The organism is Synechococcus sp. HIMB2401 (genome assembly GCF_042883245.1).
Taxonomy (GTDB): domain Bacteria; phylum Cyanobacteriota; class Cyanobacteriia; order PCC-6307; family Cyanobiaceae; genus Parasynechococcus.
This window is the reverse complement of sequence record NZ_JBDJKK010000005.1, coordinates 1-14,474: the sequence shown is the minus strand read 5'-3', so window position 1 is coordinate 14,474 and position 14,474 is coordinate 1. Positions and strand designations below refer to the sequence as shown.

The 14,474-nt window shown below is 60.3% G+C and carries 19 protein-coding genes and 1 tRNA gene; 9 read left to right on the top strand and 11 right to left on the bottom strand.

Annotated elements, in window-relative coordinates:
* Positions 1–161: 161 nt before the first annotated feature.
* Positions 162–257, bottom strand: a complete 96-nt coding sequence (locus AAXE93_RS10830; RefSeq protein ID WP_011128841.1) for a photosystem II reaction center protein T — start codon at positions 255–257, stop codon at positions 162–164.
* A 21-nt stretch (positions 258–278) separates the two neighbouring features.
* Entirely contained in the window at positions 279–1,838 is a 1,560-nt protein-coding gene (psbB, locus tag AAXE93_RS10825; protein WP_390130698.1) for a photosystem II chlorophyll-binding protein CP47, read from the bottom strand.
* A 182-nt stretch (positions 1,839–2,020) separates the two neighbouring features.
* Here psbB and AAXE93_RS10820 point away from each other — a divergent pair, with 182 nt between their 5' ends.
* Together AAXE93_RS10820 and psbM are read left to right on the top strand one after the other, a co-directional pair.
* Positions 2,021–2,497, top strand: a complete 477-nt coding sequence (locus AAXE93_RS10820) for a 2Fe-2S iron-sulfur cluster-binding protein (RefSeq protein WP_390130696.1) — start codon at positions 2,021–2,023, stop codon at positions 2,495–2,497.
* Positions 2,498–2,556: 59 nt separating this feature from the next.
* Entirely contained in the window at positions 2,557–2,661 is a 105-nt protein-coding gene (gene psbM / locus AAXE93_RS10815; protein ID WP_025362091.1) for a photosystem II reaction center protein PsbM, read from the top strand.
* A 1-nt stretch (position 2,662) separates the two neighbouring features.
* Here the strand turns inward: psbM and AAXE93_RS10810 are convergent, their stop codons facing one another.
* Positions 2,663–3,511 carry a universal stress protein gene (locus AAXE93_RS10810; RefSeq protein ID WP_186494610.1) on the bottom strand — a complete coding sequence of 283 codons (849 nt, stop codon included), beginning with the start codon at positions 3,509–3,511 and terminating at the stop codon, positions 2,663–2,665.
* A gap of 82 nt (positions 3,512–3,593) precedes the next feature.
* Between AAXE93_RS10810 and AAXE93_RS10805 the strand changes: the two genes are divergently transcribed.
* From AAXE93_RS10805 to AAXE93_RS10785, 5 genes are all read left to right on the top strand, one after another.
* On the top strand, positions 3,594–3,998 hold the full coding sequence (locus AAXE93_RS10805; RefSeq protein ID WP_390130693.1) for an acyl-CoA thioesterase: 405 nt from the start codon (positions 3,594–3,596) through the stop codon (positions 3,996–3,998).
* 109 nt (positions 3,999–4,107) lie between these two features.
* Positions 4,108–5,058, top strand: coding sequence for a DNA-processing protein DprA (locus AAXE93_RS10800; protein WP_390130691.1), 951 nt, complete (start codon positions 4,108–4,110; stop codon positions 5,056–5,058).
* A 61-nt stretch (positions 5,059–5,119) separates the two neighbouring features.
* Positions 5,120–6,007, top strand: coding sequence for a peptide chain release factor N(5)-glutamine methyltransferase (gene prmC / locus AAXE93_RS10795; RefSeq protein ID WP_390130689.1), 888 nt, complete (start codon positions 5,120–5,122; stop codon positions 6,005–6,007).
* Between the two features lie 28 nt (positions 6,008–6,035).
* Positions 6,036–6,635 (top strand): Sua5/YciO/YrdC/YwlC family protein, encoded by a 600-nt coding sequence (locus AAXE93_RS10790; protein WP_390130687.1) that lies wholly within the window; start codon positions 6,036–6,038, stop codon positions 6,633–6,635.
* The gene (locus tag AAXE93_RS10785) at positions 6,632–6,805 is read left to right on the top strand and encodes a hypothetical protein (RefSeq protein ID WP_390130685.1); all 174 of its coding nucleotides are present in this window, start codon (positions 6,632–6,634) and stop codon (positions 6,803–6,805) included. The genes AAXE93_RS10790 and AAXE93_RS10785 overlap by 4 nt, the downstream gene beginning before the upstream one ends.
* Positions 6,806–6,814: 9 nt before the next feature.
* Here the strand turns inward: AAXE93_RS10785 and AAXE93_RS10780 are convergent.
* The 7 genes from AAXE93_RS10780 to ctpZ all read right to left on the bottom strand — a co-directional run bounded on the left by AAXE93_RS10780 (position 6,815) and on the right by ctpZ (position 11,495).
* A tRNA-Thr gene (locus AAXE93_RS10780) sits at positions 6,815–6,886 on the bottom strand.
* 86 nt (positions 6,887–6,972) lie between these two features.
* Positions 6,973–7,047, bottom strand: a complete 75-nt coding sequence (locus tag AAXE93_RS10775; protein WP_390130919.1) for a hypothetical protein — start codon at positions 7,045–7,047, stop codon at positions 6,973–6,975.
* Positions 7,048–7,127: 80 nt separating this feature from the next.
* Positions 7,128–7,436 (bottom strand): cell division topological specificity factor MinE, encoded by a 309-nt coding sequence (gene minE / locus AAXE93_RS10770; RefSeq protein ID WP_006851856.1) that lies wholly within the window; start codon positions 7,434–7,436, stop codon positions 7,128–7,130.
* Positions 7,437–7,440: 4 nt separating this feature from the next.
* Positions 7,441–8,253, bottom strand: a complete 813-nt coding sequence (gene minD / locus AAXE93_RS10765; RefSeq protein ID WP_006849989.1) for a septum site-determining protein MinD — start codon at positions 8,251–8,253, stop codon at positions 7,441–7,443.
* A gap of 56 nt (positions 8,254–8,309) precedes the next feature.
* Positions 8,310–8,948 (bottom strand): septum site-determining protein MinC, encoded by a 639-nt coding sequence (gene minC / locus AAXE93_RS10760; protein ID WP_390130917.1) that lies wholly within the window; start codon positions 8,946–8,948, stop codon positions 8,310–8,312.
* Positions 8,949–8,955: 7 nt separating this feature from the next.
* A complete protein-coding gene (locus AAXE93_RS10755; protein ID WP_390130681.1) occupies positions 8,956–10,221 on the bottom strand; it encodes an HD domain-containing protein in 1,266 nt (421 codons plus the stop codon).
* Positions 10,218–11,495, bottom strand: a complete 1,278-nt coding sequence (gene ctpZ, locus AAXE93_RS10750) for a carboxyl-terminal processing protease CtpZ (protein WP_390130679.1) — start codon at positions 11,493–11,495, stop codon at positions 10,218–10,220. The genes AAXE93_RS10755 and ctpZ overlap by 4 nt, the downstream gene beginning before the upstream one ends.
* Before the next feature lie 67 nt (positions 11,496–11,562).
* On the opposite strand from ctpZ, the gene petB reads away from it, so the two are divergent.
* The gene (gene petB / locus AAXE93_RS10745) at positions 11,563–12,219 is read left to right on the top strand and encodes a cytochrome b6 (protein ID WP_011363493.1); all 657 of its coding nucleotides are present in this window, start codon (positions 11,563–11,565) and stop codon (positions 12,217–12,219) included.
* A 39-nt stretch (positions 12,220–12,258) separates the two neighbouring features.
* Complete coding sequence (gene petD / locus AAXE93_RS10740; RefSeq protein ID WP_006851144.1) at positions 12,259–12,741, top strand: cytochrome b6-f complex subunit IV; 483 nt, start codon at positions 12,259–12,261, stop codon at positions 12,739–12,741.
* A 77-nt stretch (positions 12,742–12,818) separates the two neighbouring features.
* Here petD and AAXE93_RS10735 read toward each other — a convergent pair whose 3' ends face one another.
* Positions 12,819–14,276, bottom strand: a complete 1,458-nt coding sequence (locus AAXE93_RS10735; protein ID WP_186541873.1) for a glycoside hydrolase 100 family protein — start codon at positions 14,274–14,276, stop codon at positions 12,819–12,821.
* Positions 14,277–14,474: the final 198 nt, after the last annotated feature.

The following is a 14,474-nucleotide window of genomic DNA, read 5'->3' as shown; positions in this document are numbered from 1 at the left end:
AGAAGTGCCTCGTGGACATCAGTCTCATTTGAGGATTGCGTCGACGGCTGTTGCTGACGTGAGACTGCTGTGATCCGCTCGCGCGGAAGAGACCGGCTTGCGACGGTGGGTGATGGAAAGCATGAAAAAACCCCGCCGAGGCGGGGTTTTGGGAGATCAAATCACTTACCGATTTTCGGCGGATCGCGGAAGGCGATTGCGAAGAAGAGGGTGGCAATCGCAAGGGTAAGGATGAGGACGTAAGCGAAGCTTTCCATCGTGTTGTTCCTAGAGGGCGATCAGTTGAGGGGAGTTCCAGCTGGGGGAACGTAGCCCTCGGGCAGGCGACGGGTGGTTTTGTCACCGAGCTTGGCGAAGAGGCCAAACTCCACCTGATCTCCGAGGTCGGGATCAATACCAGCGAACACGTCGCGGTACAGGGTGCGGGCACCGTGCCAGATGTGGCCGAAGAAGAACAGCAGCGCGAAGGTGGCATGGCCAAAGGTGAACCAGCCGCGTGGCGAGCTACGGAACGTACCGTCAGAGTTGTAAGTCTCACGGTCGAAGTCGAAGGCTTCACCCAGCTGAGCCTTACGGGCGAGACGCTTCACGTCGGCAGGGTCAGTGAAGGTCTGGCCGTCGAGTGCTCCACCGAACACCTTGGCGGTCACGCCCTGTTGTTCGAAGGAGAACTTGGCTTCCGCACGACGATAAGGAATGTCGGCACGGACGATGCCCTGCTCATCTTCCAGAACGACAGGGAAGTTTTCGAAGAAGTTCGGCAGACGACGGACTTCGAGGTTGCGACCTTCTTTATCGCTGAATGCGATGTGACCAACCCAAGCGGTTGCCAGACCATCACCGTTCACCATCGGGCCCACGCGGAACAGACCGCCCTTGGCAGGGCTGTTGCCGACGTAGTCGTAGAAGGCGAGCTTCTCAGGGATGGCCTCGAAGGCTTCTTCCTGAGTAGCGCCATCGTCCATCGCGGTTTGTACGCGACGGTTGATCTCAGTCTTGAAGTAGCTCTGATCCCACTGGTAACGGGTGGGGCCAAACAGCTCGACGGGAGTCGCAGCAGAGCCGTACCACATGGTTCCAGCCACAATGAAAGCGGCGAAGAACACGGCTGCTATGGCGCTGGCCAGAACTGTTTCGATGTTGCCCATCCGAAGCGCTTTGTAGAGACGCTCGGGCGGACGCGTGGTGATGTGGAAGATGCCGGCAATGATGCCTACGATGCCAGCAGCAATGTGGTGGGCAACGATTCCACCGGGATTGAAGGGGTTGAAACCTTCGGGTCCCCAAGACGGTTGAACCGCCTCAAGATGACCTGTTAGTGCATATGGGTCAGAGATCCACATGCCTGGTCCGAAGACGCCAGTGAGGTGGAAAGCACCGAAGCCGAAGCAGCCGAGTCCAGCGAGAAGCAGGTGGATGCCAAAGATCTTCGGCAGGTCGAGAGCAGGCTCACCGGTACGGGGGTCCTGCCAGATCTCAAGATCCCAATAGGTCCAGTGCCAGATGGCGGCCAGCATCATCAGGCCGGAGAAAATGATGTGAGCGGCAGCGACGCCCTCGAAACTCCAGAAGCCGGGATCAACACCCGTTTCACCGGTGATGCTCCATCCACCCCAGCTGCCGGTCACGCCAAGGCGGGACATGAAGGGCATCACGAACATGCCCTGACGCCACATCGGGTTCAGGACAGGATCAGACGGATCGAAAATGGCCAGCTCATAGAGAGCCATGGAGCCGGCCCAGCCGGCTACGAGGGCTGTATGCATGAGGTGCACAGCCAGAAGGCGGCCCGGGTCATTAATGACAACGGTGTGCACCCGATACCAGGGCAATCCCATGGGTCAGGTTCGGGGGACAAGACTGCTTATGCAGTCAGACATGGGCGATCGTAAGGGCTTCAGTCCATGGGGCGGGGGAAAAGTGACCTGCCCGCAACGGTCAGTGACATGAAAGTCAGCCCCCTGCTGTTCACAAAACGCAATGCTTCAGCCCATGATGGGGGTTGGTTGCTTGTGAGCTCATGCCCGTTATCCGGTTTGTTCGCGAAGGGCGTGATGTGGAGTGTTACCCCGGTGAGAATCTGCGTGAGGTGGCCCGTCGTGAGGGCATCGAGCTCTACGGCCTGAAGGGGCAGCTGGGCAACTGTGGAGGGTGTGGTCAGTGCATCACATGCTTCGTTTCCGTGGTCGACGAAGACAACGCCGATGCGCTGACGGCACGCACTGCCGTCGAAGACAGCAAGTTGCGCCGCCGACCCCAGGAGTGGCGTCTGGCATGCCAGGCCCTGGTGGAGAAGTCCGTCATGGTTCTCACTCGGCCTCAGGTGAGGCTCGCCAATGCCGATTCGAGATTGGCTGCGGCCAGGCAGGCCCCGCTGCCGGCGGGTCCCACGGCATGGCCAGCGCCTCCGGCTAGTGAGCTCGATGAGGAGGACCAGGATGGGGGCGATGGCGACGGCCGAGATGCCAAGGCTGCTACCTCCGGTGACGAGGCCTAGGGCAGACGCTCCCTAGGCCTCTTGTCGGTGATACCTTCGCCTGGATCCCTTCAACGGCCATGGAAACCAACGATCTCGGATTCGTCGCCAGCCTCCTGTTCATCCTGGTTCCGGCGATCTTCCTGATCGTGCTCTACATCGGCACGCAGAACAACGAGGCCTGATTCAGCCTTGTTCAGGCTCACGCACCAGCAGCACAGGGGCTGGTGCGTGCACTCGGATGTAGTCGCTGACTGATCCGCCCAGAAGCTTGTCCAAATCCACCAGTCCTCTGGCGACAAGAGGACGTCGGTCCTGAGAGGCGATGACCACCAGGTCGGCGTTGCATTCCGATGCAGCCAGGCAAACGCTGCGACCAATGTCCTTCCCTTCGGTGTGGATGGCTTTCATGTCGACACCGAAACCCCTGGCCCGCTGAACAGCGGCGTCAAGAACCTCGTCTGCTTTTGTGCGGCCTCCCCGGGAGGGTGCTGACTCCTGGCGTACGACATGAACGCCGGTGAGCGTTCCGCCAGGGATTTCTCGCACCAGTTCGCAGGCCGTGCGCAGAGCGTCGTCCCCAACGCCTGTTCCGTCGATCGTCACCATCACGCGGTTGACATGCTTGACGTAGAGGTCATCCCGCACCAGCAGCATCGGCCGCGTGGACAGTTGAAAGACGTATTGGCTGGTGCTGTTGGCCAGGATCGATTGAAGCCGTCCCAGGCCGCGGGATCCCATCACGATCAGGTCTGCCTGAACCTCATCGGCAACCTTGAGCACGGTCTGTTTGGTGTCGCCCTCGCGAATCAAGGTGCTCACGCTCGACGGGCTCAGGCCCATGCGCGTGATTGCGCTGTTCAAGAGGTTTGCTGCTTCGTCGCGATGGCCGTCGGATTGCGACTTGCTTTGCTCCGACACCACATGCAGCAAATTGATTTTTGCGGCCTTCAGGCTGGGAATGTCCTGGAGCATCCGGATCATTTCCTCGACGTGACCCTTGCCCGAGTCGGCAATCAGAAGGTTCCTGAACACAGGTGGATGAAGCAGTCTCTGCGGAAGCCTATGGGTGGTTGCCTCCGTGGAGAGAAGCTGATGTCACAGCGTTACGCGGAACATGTACACCCTGACCAAGCGTGTGCTCCCGCAGCACACCGATTACGCCGGTGTGATGTGGCATGGGGCCTATGTGCAGTGGCTTGAGGAGGCCAGGGTTGAGGCGCTCCAGGCTGCGGGCCTTGGCTATGCCGCCATGACCGCGATGGGTGTTGATATGCCGGTGGTGTCCCTTCATCTGGATTACCGCCAGCCGCTCCGGCACGGCGACGAAGTGTGTGTTGAAAGCCGATGCCCTGGTCAGCAGGGGGTGCGCTGGCCATGGATCTCACGCTTTGTCTGCGGAAGCGCGGTGGTTGCGGAGGCGTCGGTGAATCTGGTGATGGTGCGTGAGGGGCGCGTGCTCAGGCGCGTGCCGGCGCAGCTGAAGGAGGTGATGGATCAGCTGGTGCGCCAATCGCTCTGAATCGAACCCTGGACCACCGCTGCCGTGCGAGTACACATGTACTTGCTCGGTGCTGGTGCGGGGGTGGTGGTGGCTCTGGACCTGTTGCCCTGGCTTGGGCAACGCCCGCATGGCTGATCTGCGCAGGCTCTGCCGCGATCAAGCCATCGGCCCTGATCAGCTTTGGGGTTGGCCGATCGAACGCTTGGGCCAGGCGCTGGCTTGGCCGGCGCACTGTTTGCGCGATGTTGAGCGTTACAGGTTCGAGCACGGGGCTGCTCCGAAGCCTGACGTGCCTGCTTGTGCCCTTTTGCCGGGTGATCCTGATTGGCCTCGTTGCTTGGATGATCTGCAGGCACCCCCTTCAGGGCTCTACGTCGAAGGGGATCGATCGCTGCTCCGGCACATCCATGCCCGCACGGCTATCGCGGTGGTGGGCACGCGTTCCGCCTCGGACCATGGTCTTGCCATGGCTGAAGAACTGGGCCGTGGTCTTGCCGAGGCGGGTTGGCCCGTCCTTAGTGGTCTTGCGGAAGGGATTGATACTGCAGCCCATCGCGGCTGTTTGGCCAGAAACGGTGCACCCATCGCGGTGTTGGGGACACCCTTGGACCGTGTCTATCCAGCCCACCACCGATCGTTGCAACAGCAGATCGGCAGGCAAGGGCTGTTGATCAGTCCGAGTCGGTCCGGCTGCCGTGTGCGCCCAGGGCACTTCGCGGCGCGGAACCGTTGGTTGGTGGCCTTTGCCCAAGCGCTTGTGGTGATGGAGTGTCCGCAACGCAGCGGAGCATTGATTTCGGCCCGCTGGGCGAGCCCGATGCGGTGTCCCGTGTGGGTGGTTCCGGGGGATGCCCGCCGTTGGTCCCTTCGGGGTAGCAATGCCCTGCTTCGTGATGGTGCAACTCCCTTGCTTCACCCTGAGGATCTGCTCGCTTCCATTGGCGAGGGACCGTTGAGGTCAAAGGAGTCACGCGGCAAGCATCAACGGTTGATGGAGGCCATTGGCTCAGGGGCGACCTTTGATCAGTTGGTGCTTCATTTGCAGTGCACCCCTGCTGAGCTGGCCCCCAGCTTTTAGCCCTTGAGTGTCGGCGCGAACTGCTGTGTGAATCTGGATTGCATTGGCGTAAGCCTCGGCCTTGAGAGACTGCACAACCGTTGCCGGCACTGATCTGTTGCAGTGGCGGCGCCAACAACTCGCCCGGGGTGGCACCGCGGCTGATCTGGATTGGTTGCTTGATCTGGCCGCTGGTCTTCGTTGGGCCAGCCTGCAACGGCTGTTGCTGGACCCCACGCGCACTGTCGCCCTGGAGCAGTCCCTTGAGGTGCTTTCTGAGCTCTGGGAGTGTCACCTTCATGGGAATATTCCCCTCCAGCACCTGGTGGGGCTCTGTCCCTGGCGGGATGTGCTGCTTGAGTCGTCGCCTGCCGCATTAATTCCCCGTCAGGAAACGGAACTGCTGGTGGATCTGGCCATGAGCCAGTTCAAAGCCACCCCTCCCGCTCGTTGGGCTGACCTCGGCACTGGTTCAGGAGCCATCGCTGTGGCTCTGGCCCGTGCCTGGCCAACGGCACCAGGGCATGGCGTCGACCTCAGTTCCGATGCCTTGCAGTTGGCAGAACGCAATCTTGAGCGTTGCGCCCCGCATCGCAACTGTTCACTGCACCTCGGGTCGTGGTGGTCTCCCCTCAAGAGCTGGTGGGGAAGCCTGGATTTGGTGGTCAGCAATCCTCCATACATCCCCAGTGGTGTGGTTGACGGTCTTGAGGCTGTGGTGCGTGACCACGAACCTCATTTGGCGTTGCTTGGCGGAGCAGATGGCTTGGATGCGATCCGCACCGTGGTGGATGGCGCCCTAATGGGGCTGTCGCCTGGAGGTTGGCTTCTGCTCGAACACCACCACGACCAGAGCACTCAGGTGACGCAGCTGCTACGGGATGCCGGCTTGGTGGAGGTCAGAGCGGCCGCTGATCTTGAGGGGACCCTTCGCTTTGCGCTTGCTTGCAAACCTGCCGCATCAAGCTGATGCAACGACTGCGATGAAGGAAGGATTCATGCCTGCTTCGGTCCTGGCCGCCTCCGACCTGACGCTGCGGCTTCGTGCCGGTGAAGCCGCCATCATTCCCACCGACACGCTGCCGGGCCTGGCGGTGCTTCCCGATCAAGCCCAGACCCTCTGGCGCTTGAAACGCCGACCAGCTGATAAGCCCCTCATTTTGATGGGTGCATCCGTCAATGACTTGCTTCACGAGGTTGAGGGTTCCTGCCATCGGGAGGTTGAAGCTTTGGCTGAGCGCTATTGGCCTGGAGCGCTCACGCTGGTATTGCCTGCCCGTGATGACGGTGCGGGCCGGTATCTCAACCCCGGTGGAACAACCCTGGGCTGCCGCATTCCGGCCTGTGATCAGACCCGCGCGTTGCTTCAGATCAGCGGGCCGTTGGCCACCACCAGTGCCAATCGTTCCGGTGAACACGCCAGCATGACCGCAGCAGAGGCGGCTCTGGTTTTCCCTGATGTCGCGCAGCTGGGTCCGCAGCCCTGGCCTCGACCCTCGGGCCAGGCCAGCACGGTGTTGGTCTGGTTGGAGGAAGGACGCTGGCGCTTGGTGCGCCGGGGTGCTGTGATTCCAGCAGGGGTTGAGGTGCTCGAGTGATCTCGCTTGTTGGGCTCTGCCTGCTGGTGATGGCCTTGCTTCATTGGGTGCTCGAACCCCTTGAAGCGGTCTTCACCTGGACGCTTCAACTGAATATTCTCCCCTGGTTGTTGGGGGTGTTCTTCATCTGGCTGCTGGCGGGCGAATCAGACCGCAGAACGTCGCCCTGATCCAGATCAAGCCGGCTAACGGATTTGAACCGATGGCCTTCGCTTTACAAAAGCGCTGCTCTACCGCTGAGCTAAGCCGGCATGGGCTGCATCGTACCGGCTGCCAGGCGATTCAAGGTGGGGTCTTGATCGCTAATCAGCCAAAGCACCAGCTCGAGTAGATTGCGTCATCCGCTTTTCCGGAGTGTCCTGCTGATGTGGCACTCAACGGTGCGATGACTGATCACCAACCGCTGGGCGATGGCTCAGTTGTTAAGGCCTTCGAGCAACAACAGCACCACCCGCTGTTCAGCGGGGGTGAGGAGGTTCGGGATTTGAGGTTTCAAGCTTGAGCAGGTTGCTGCTCAGAGGGTTCCACCTTTGCGGGTTGGGCGATCGGGCGACGGATCGGCAGGTTGGCCACCAGGGCGGTGACGCGATCTTCCGTCTCGAGGCTCACATCACCTTCAGCGAGGTCGATCTCCACGTAGCGGGCCACCACTTCGAGGATCTCGCGCCGCATTTGTTCGAGCAGCTCCGGATTGAGGTCACTGCGGTCGTGGGCCAGCACCAACTGCAGCCGCTCTTTGGCTGTTTCTGCACTGGCGGGCTGACGGCGCAGGAGTTTGTCGATGAATTCCTTGAGTGTCATCGCCTCAGAAAATCCGGGTTTGCATCAGCTTGCGCATCCTGGCGCGGAGGCCGCGGCGGGCCTGGGAGGGGTCCATCAGAGGAATGTCTTCACCCTGAAGCCGTTGAGCGATGTTGCCGTAGGCCTGGGCCGCTGGGGACGAGGAATCACTCAGGGTCAAGGGTTCACCGCGGTTGGTGCTCACGATCACCTGTTCGTCTTCAAAAACAAGCCCCAGAAGCGGTAACGCCAGGATGTCGGTGACATCGTCCACCGAAAGCATTTCCTGGTTCGACATCATCTTCGGCCGCACCCTGTTGAGCACGAGCTGCACAGGCTGCACGCCCTGGGTGTTCAGAAGCCCGATCACCCGATCAGCGTCCCGTACGGCGGCCACTTCTGGGGTGGTGATCACCACTGCTTCTCGGGCTGCGGCCGCGGCATTTTTGAATCCGTCTTCGATGCCTGCCGGGCAGTCGATCAACACGTAATCGAACTGGCGTTCCAGCAGAGCAACGATGGCCTGCATGTCCTTGGGCTTGAGCCACTCGAGCATCCGAGGGTTGCCCGCAGGGAGCAGGGCCAGATTGGGCTCCTGCTTGTGCTTCACCAGGGCTTGCTCCAGCCGGCAGGTCTCGGCCAGCACCTCCTGAGCGGTGTAGACGATGCGGTTCTCCAGGCCCAGGAGCAGGTCGAGGTTCCTCAGACCGAAGTCCGCGTCAAGAACCACGGTCTTGGCGCCTTGGCGAGCAAGGGCGATCCCAAGGTTTGCCGTGGTCGTTGTTTTTCCGACACCGCCTTTGCCAGAACAGATGAGGATGGTTCGGGTCGTCGACACCAGGGTTCTGCTTTGGTGCGGCCAGAATAATCTGGCTTTTCGGCCTGACAACGACGTCAGCGTTTTTGAAAGCTCTGGATGACGGCGGGTTCAATGGCGATCACGCCATCCTTGAGCTCGGCCTGTTCGGCCAAACCCGCCTGGGGCAGATCCTCGGGGCCTCGGGCGACAACGTCAGCAATCCTCAGTTGCAGTGGCCGCAGCTGCAGGGCAACGATTTTCGCGGTTGTTGACCCCTCACATCCGGCATGGGCCACGCCCCGCAGGCGACCCCACACCAAAACATCAGCGGCTGAACTGATCCGCGCTCCGGGATTCACATCGCCATAGAGAAGGATGGTGCGCTCGCTTTGGAGATGGTCACCGGAGCGCAGGGTTCCGTGGTGAAACAACAGCTCGGAAGGGGCTGTCGTCACAGGATTGGGCTGGGGTTCACGGCTGGACGGCGTGTTGGACCGGCTTGCGTCCAGTCCCAAGGCTGAAGCACTCACAACGGTCTCGGCTGCCTGGCCGGTGATGCGTCCGAGTTGATGGCCTGCCTCGCTCACGGCGGCGCACAAATCAGCGAGGTCGCTGCAGGTCAGGACCCAGTCCCCGCAATCGAGATCAACAATCGGCTGGGAACACCTGCTCAGCAGATCCGGTAAACGATCCCTCCAGTGATCAAGGCGCTGGTCGGGAAGCCTCAAGGTCATGGCTGCTTCACGCTGCTGCTGCTCGGGGCCATTCAACGTCCATCTCCTGCCTGAGCTCGTTGCTGATGTCGCGGGGGTGAATCAACCAGGAGGTTGCCGCCGGGGTCGCCAGACTTGCGACCAGGGGAGAGGCTTTCTCCAGGGCTTGGAGTTGTTGCCCGTCCCAGAGGCGCAAGCCGCCTCGATAGGGGTGGTACCCGCGCAGCTGTTGATGACGCAATCCGCAGCAGAGTTCAGGGTCGTGGCCATGACGATCGGCCAGACGCCTTGCTGTTGCGAGCAATTGCAGTTGATCCGCCGGGGAAAGATGTTCAACGGCCGTTGCTTTGAGCAGGCGTCGATCCAGGAAACGCCCACTCAGTTCAGCCAGGGCTGCTGGCGCTTCGGCTTGCCAGCGCTGGAGGTGGTAGCCGGTGCGTTGATCATCGTTGGCGAGGAAGTCCTCCAAGCGGATCTGGTCTGGTTGCCAGAGCCAGGTGGCCATCACCTCATCAGCCCACACCTGGTCAGGCCCCAGTTGTCGTGCCGTCAGGATCAGTTTTTCCAGCAGCCAGTTGCACACCACATTCAACCGGTGGTTGTAGACGCTCCTGTACATGAGGTTTCTCACCACCAGGTAGTGCTCCACAGCCATCAGACCCTTGGGATGAATGGCCATGTCCCCGTCAGGGGCCAGGGTCAGTGCTCCCAGGATGCGGTCCAGATCCAGTTGCCCGTAGCGCGTTCCGGTGCTGTAGCTGTCGCGCAGGAGGTAATCCAGTCGGTCGCAATCCAGCTGACTGCTGACCAGGTGTTTGATCAGGGGGTGAGGGCTGCGTCCATGCTCCAGCAGGTTCGCCACCGCCTCAGCCGTGCCGGATGCATGGCTCTCAAGACAGTCATGGATCTCTGGGTGATGCCGGATCACCCGCGCTGACCACGCTTCATGGTGCAGGTCAAACATCTCTTCGCCGGTGTGGCTGAGGGGGCCATGGCCAATGTCATGGAGCAAAGCAGCTCCGTAGAGCAGCCCCCGATACGTCTCCAACTCGGGTGCCAACGGCAGCATCCGCTCAAACGCACGGCGTGCCAGATGAAAGACCCCCAGCGAGTGGGTGAATCGACTGGATTCAGCGCTGTGAAAGGTGAGGTAGGCCGGACCCAGCTGGCGGATGCGTCGCAGGCGCTGGAATGGCGCCGTGTCCACCAGGTCCATCACCATTCCCTCGGCTGGGGCTTGGCGGTCAAGACCAATGCCGCGATGCAGAGGGTCGTGATAGGTCCGCTGACTCATGCCTCGGTCTCGTCAGCGGTTTGTTCCAGCAGGGCCTCCATCCATTGCTCAGCTTCCGAGAGCCAGCGATCACCGTCACCGCCGGGGTTCAGGGGTTCTGGATCTGACAACCCACGATCGGGAGCGATGCCTTCCCCTTGGATGTCCCGTCCACTCGGTGTCACGTAGCCAGCAACGGTCACGGCGAGGCCGCTTCCATCACTGAGGTTGGTCAGCGTTTGAATCAGCCCTTTGCCGAACGTCTGTCCTCCGAGAAGCGTGGCGCGTTCGTTGTCCTGGAGGGCGCCAGCCAGGATTTCACTTGCACTGGCCGTCCCTCCGTTCACAAGGGTGACCATCGGTCCGTCGTACACCGTCTGAAGACTGGCCTGGATGGTGTCATTGATGCCCTCGCGGTTGCGGGTTTCAACGATGGCGCCACCGGAAAGGAAGTCGTCGGCGACCGCCAATCCAGCGCTCACCAATCCCCCTGAATTGTTGCGGAGGTCGAGCACCAATCCTTCGATCTCTTTGTTCTGCAGTTCTGTGAGGGCTTCTTTCACCTGTTCGGGGACCCCTTCGCTGAATTGGGTGATCCGCAGATAGCCAAGGGTGTGACTGCCGCTGCGCAAGCGCCTTGTGCGCACCGGCCTGAGGTCCACGCTGCGGCGTTCCAGGGTCAGCTCGCTTGTTTCTCCGCTGCCGTTGTCCAGAGTCAGCACCACCTGCGAACCCACGTCTCCACGCAGCGCTGCCACGGTTCCCTCCAGACCCAGATCCACCACGTCCTTGCCGTCAACAGACAGCAATTGCGTGCCACTGGTGATCTCCGCCTCGCCGGCAGGTGAACCCTCGAGGGCAGAAATCACCACAACACCATTGCTGCTTTCATCCGGCCCGAGTTGCAAGCCCACACCGCTGAGGCTGCCGTTGGTGCTGTTCTTCAGCGCCGTGTAGTCCTCGGGACGAAGCAGCCGCGTGTAGGGGTCGCCCAGCTGAGCCAGCATCGATTCGATGGCTGCATAGGCATCGTTGCTGCTCTCGATACTGCGTTCCATGGCCTTCTGTCGTTGACGCTTCCAACGCACCGCATCAAGTTGCTCTGGGTTCCAAAAGCCCTGGTTCACAAGCCGCCAGCTGTCCACCACGAGCTGTTGTGTGTCGCTAAGTGCAACGGCTGTGCAAGCGCTGCCCAGCACCAAAAAGCAGCAAAGAGACGCTGCGATCAGTTGCCTCAGCGCCTGAAAACCTCTGCGCCGCAGCCAGTCTGAAAGATCGTTAACAGTTGGATACATCGCGGTGGGTTCGCCTCAGTGGCAGAAGCGTGCTCAGTAGACTTTCGCAACTCGAGCCCGCTTGTGCATGGCGAACTCATCACCGGTTTACGACTGGTTCCAGGAACGTCTGGAAATCCAGGACATTGCTGACGACATTGGTTCCAAGTACGTGCCCCCCCACGTCAACATCTTTTATTGCCTGGGGGGCATCACGTTGGTGTGCTTCCTGATCCAGTTCGCGACTGGTTTCGCGATGACCTTCTATTACAAGCCCACCGTTGCTGAGGCTTATAAGTCGGTCGAATACCTGATGACCGACGTCAGCTTCGGTTGGCTGATCCGCTCTGTGCACCGCTGGAGCGCATCAATGATGGTGTTGATGCTCATCCTGCACGTGTTCCGCGTGTACCTCACCGGCGGCTTCAAGCGTCCCCGTGAGCTCACTTGGGTCACCGGCGTGACCATGGCAGTCATCACCGTGTCCTTCGGTGTGACCGGTTACTCCCTCCCCTGGGACCAAGTTGGTTACTGGGCTGTGAAGATCGTCTCCGGCGTCCCTGCTGCCATCCCCGTTGTTGGCGATTTCATGGTGGAACTGCTTCGCGGTGGCGAAAGTGTTGGCCAGGCCACCCTCACCCGCTTCTACAGCCTTCACACCTTCGTGATGCCCTGGTTGCTGGCGGTGTTCATGCTCATGCACTTCCTGATGATCCGGAAGCAGGGCATTTCTGGTCCCTTGTGATCTGCGTTCCTACTGTTCCCTCAACACCTGGACTAAACGATGCACATTCTCAAGAAGCCTGATCTCTCTGATCCCAAGATGCGGGCCAAGCTCGCCAAGGGCATGGGTCACAACTATTACGGCGAGCCTGCCTGGCCCAACGATCTCCTCTACATCTTCCCGGTGGTGATCCTCGGAACCATCGCCTGTGTGGTTGGTCTGGCTGTCCTGGATCCAGCCATGCTCGCTGACAAGGCTGATCCCTTCGCCACCCCTCTGGAAATTCTTCCTGAGTGGTACCTCTACCCCGTGTTCCAGATTCTGCGGGTTGTTCCCAACAAGCTTCTGGGTATTGCTCTGCAAACCCTGGTTCCCCTGGGTCTGATGCTTGTTCCTTTCATCGAGAGCTTCAACAAGTTCCAGAACCCTTTCCGTCGTCCCGTGGCTATGACTGTCTTCCTGACCGGAACCCTTGTCACCATCTACCTCGGTATTGGTGCAGCACTTCCGATCGACAAGTCCCTCACCCTCGGACTGTTCTGATCCGTTCTTCCAGCTCAGCTCATATACCCCGGCTCGTTGAGCCGGGGTTTTTTTTGTGCCATGGCTGCGGTGGTTCGTCAGTGACCCATCGATTCGTCGAGGTTGAGCATCAGCACGTCGTCTGGGTTGACGTGGAGAAAGTGGTGCATCAGCAGGAAACCAACGATGGTCCAGGTCTGATAGGTCCGTGATTGCTGTCCAACCCAGGTTCCTGTGGGGCCATCGAAATATTCAGCCCACTGCTGACGGGGCAGTTGGTTGAGATGGCTCCAGTAGCACTCGTCCAACAGCGTTTTCATTTGCCCCATCAGCAACACGTCGGCCTGTGGATTCAGCCGTTCGTGCAGAAGGATGGACGCACCAAAAAACCAGAGCAGGCTCGGCCAGTGGCCACCGTTGTGATAACTCCAGGGCCAGTTCTTGGGGTCGGAGCCCGTTTTGTTCTCCCATTCCACGCCCTCCATGGGGGGATGACAGATGCGCATCGGCATCTGGGCCATGAGGTGGTCACGGTTGTGCAGCACCAGTCGGAACAGGGCCCGTTGTTGTGGCGCGGTTAGCAACCCGAACAGCGATGCCAGGGAATTTCCCAAGGAGTAGAAGCGGAAATCCGGTCGTCCGGTCCGCATGTTGCCGATCATGTAACCGCCACGGTTTTCGAGCCAGTCCTGCAACCAGTCGGGGATGACCTGGGGTTGAACGTTGAATTCGTTGTGGTGCTGGTTTTCGCCGTACTGCTCTGTGGGCCGTCGCCGAAGCACTTGCATCGTTTTGCTGGTCACCCAGTAGTGCTTCAGCAGGAACTGCCGCAGGTCATGGGTCCACTGCCGGCTAAGCCGCAATCGTTCCCCCAGAAGAACGCTGTTCTCGTGGCGCTGGCAGAGTTCCATCAGCCCAACGCAGCTGCGTAGCGCTGCGAAGAGCAGCACCTCCACTTCCAATGGAGCGCCCCACACGTCCATGGGGCGATCAATCATGAACGCGCAGTCGGGAACGAACAGCACCGGTGTGCCTTCGAAGCTGGGGTGAAGAACCAGATCGAGCAGCAGTTGCAAACCGCGTTGCACTTCTGGACTGCGACCGAAGTCGACGTCCCCACTGCGTTTGACGTAGATCCAGCAGAGAATTGGCCACCAGAGGCTTGCATCCACCGAGGTGATGCGACCGATCGAGCGCTGGCCATAGTCAGCAACCAGTTCTCCTTCTTCCTCCACAAAGCTGGTGGGGAAGACACCGCGGGTTTGAACGTTGGTGCTTTGGAGCTGAAGGCTGACGCTCAAAAACTGCTTCACGATGGCGAAGCGGCCTTCCAGCATCAGGTAGATCATCACGGGAACGTTGTCCCGCAGGAAGATCTCGCCGTAGTTGAGGGCGTCGTCAGCGCGGCGATGTTCCATCGCGGCAACGCTGCCGGCGAGTTCCCCTTGTACGCCAATCAGCGTGGCTTCGAAGTGTTCCCGTGCTTTTTGCAGCACTTGCTCTTCGTTTGAGTTGGGGCGGAAACGCTGGCTTTGTTCGGTGAAACGCGTTGGCATCGCGGTGACCTCCAACTGAAACGTAGTTCTGGCAATGGGTTTCGCCAGTGGAAGCAACCCTTCAGATCTTTCAGGGGGTTTGCCCATTGCGACCTCGGGGGATGTGGTGTTATGGTTTTGTCTTGCGCGGGAGCCGAGAGGCGAGCGCGCAAGCCGAAGCGCTTGAGGCGAAAGTCTTGATGTGTCTGAGGCGGCTTA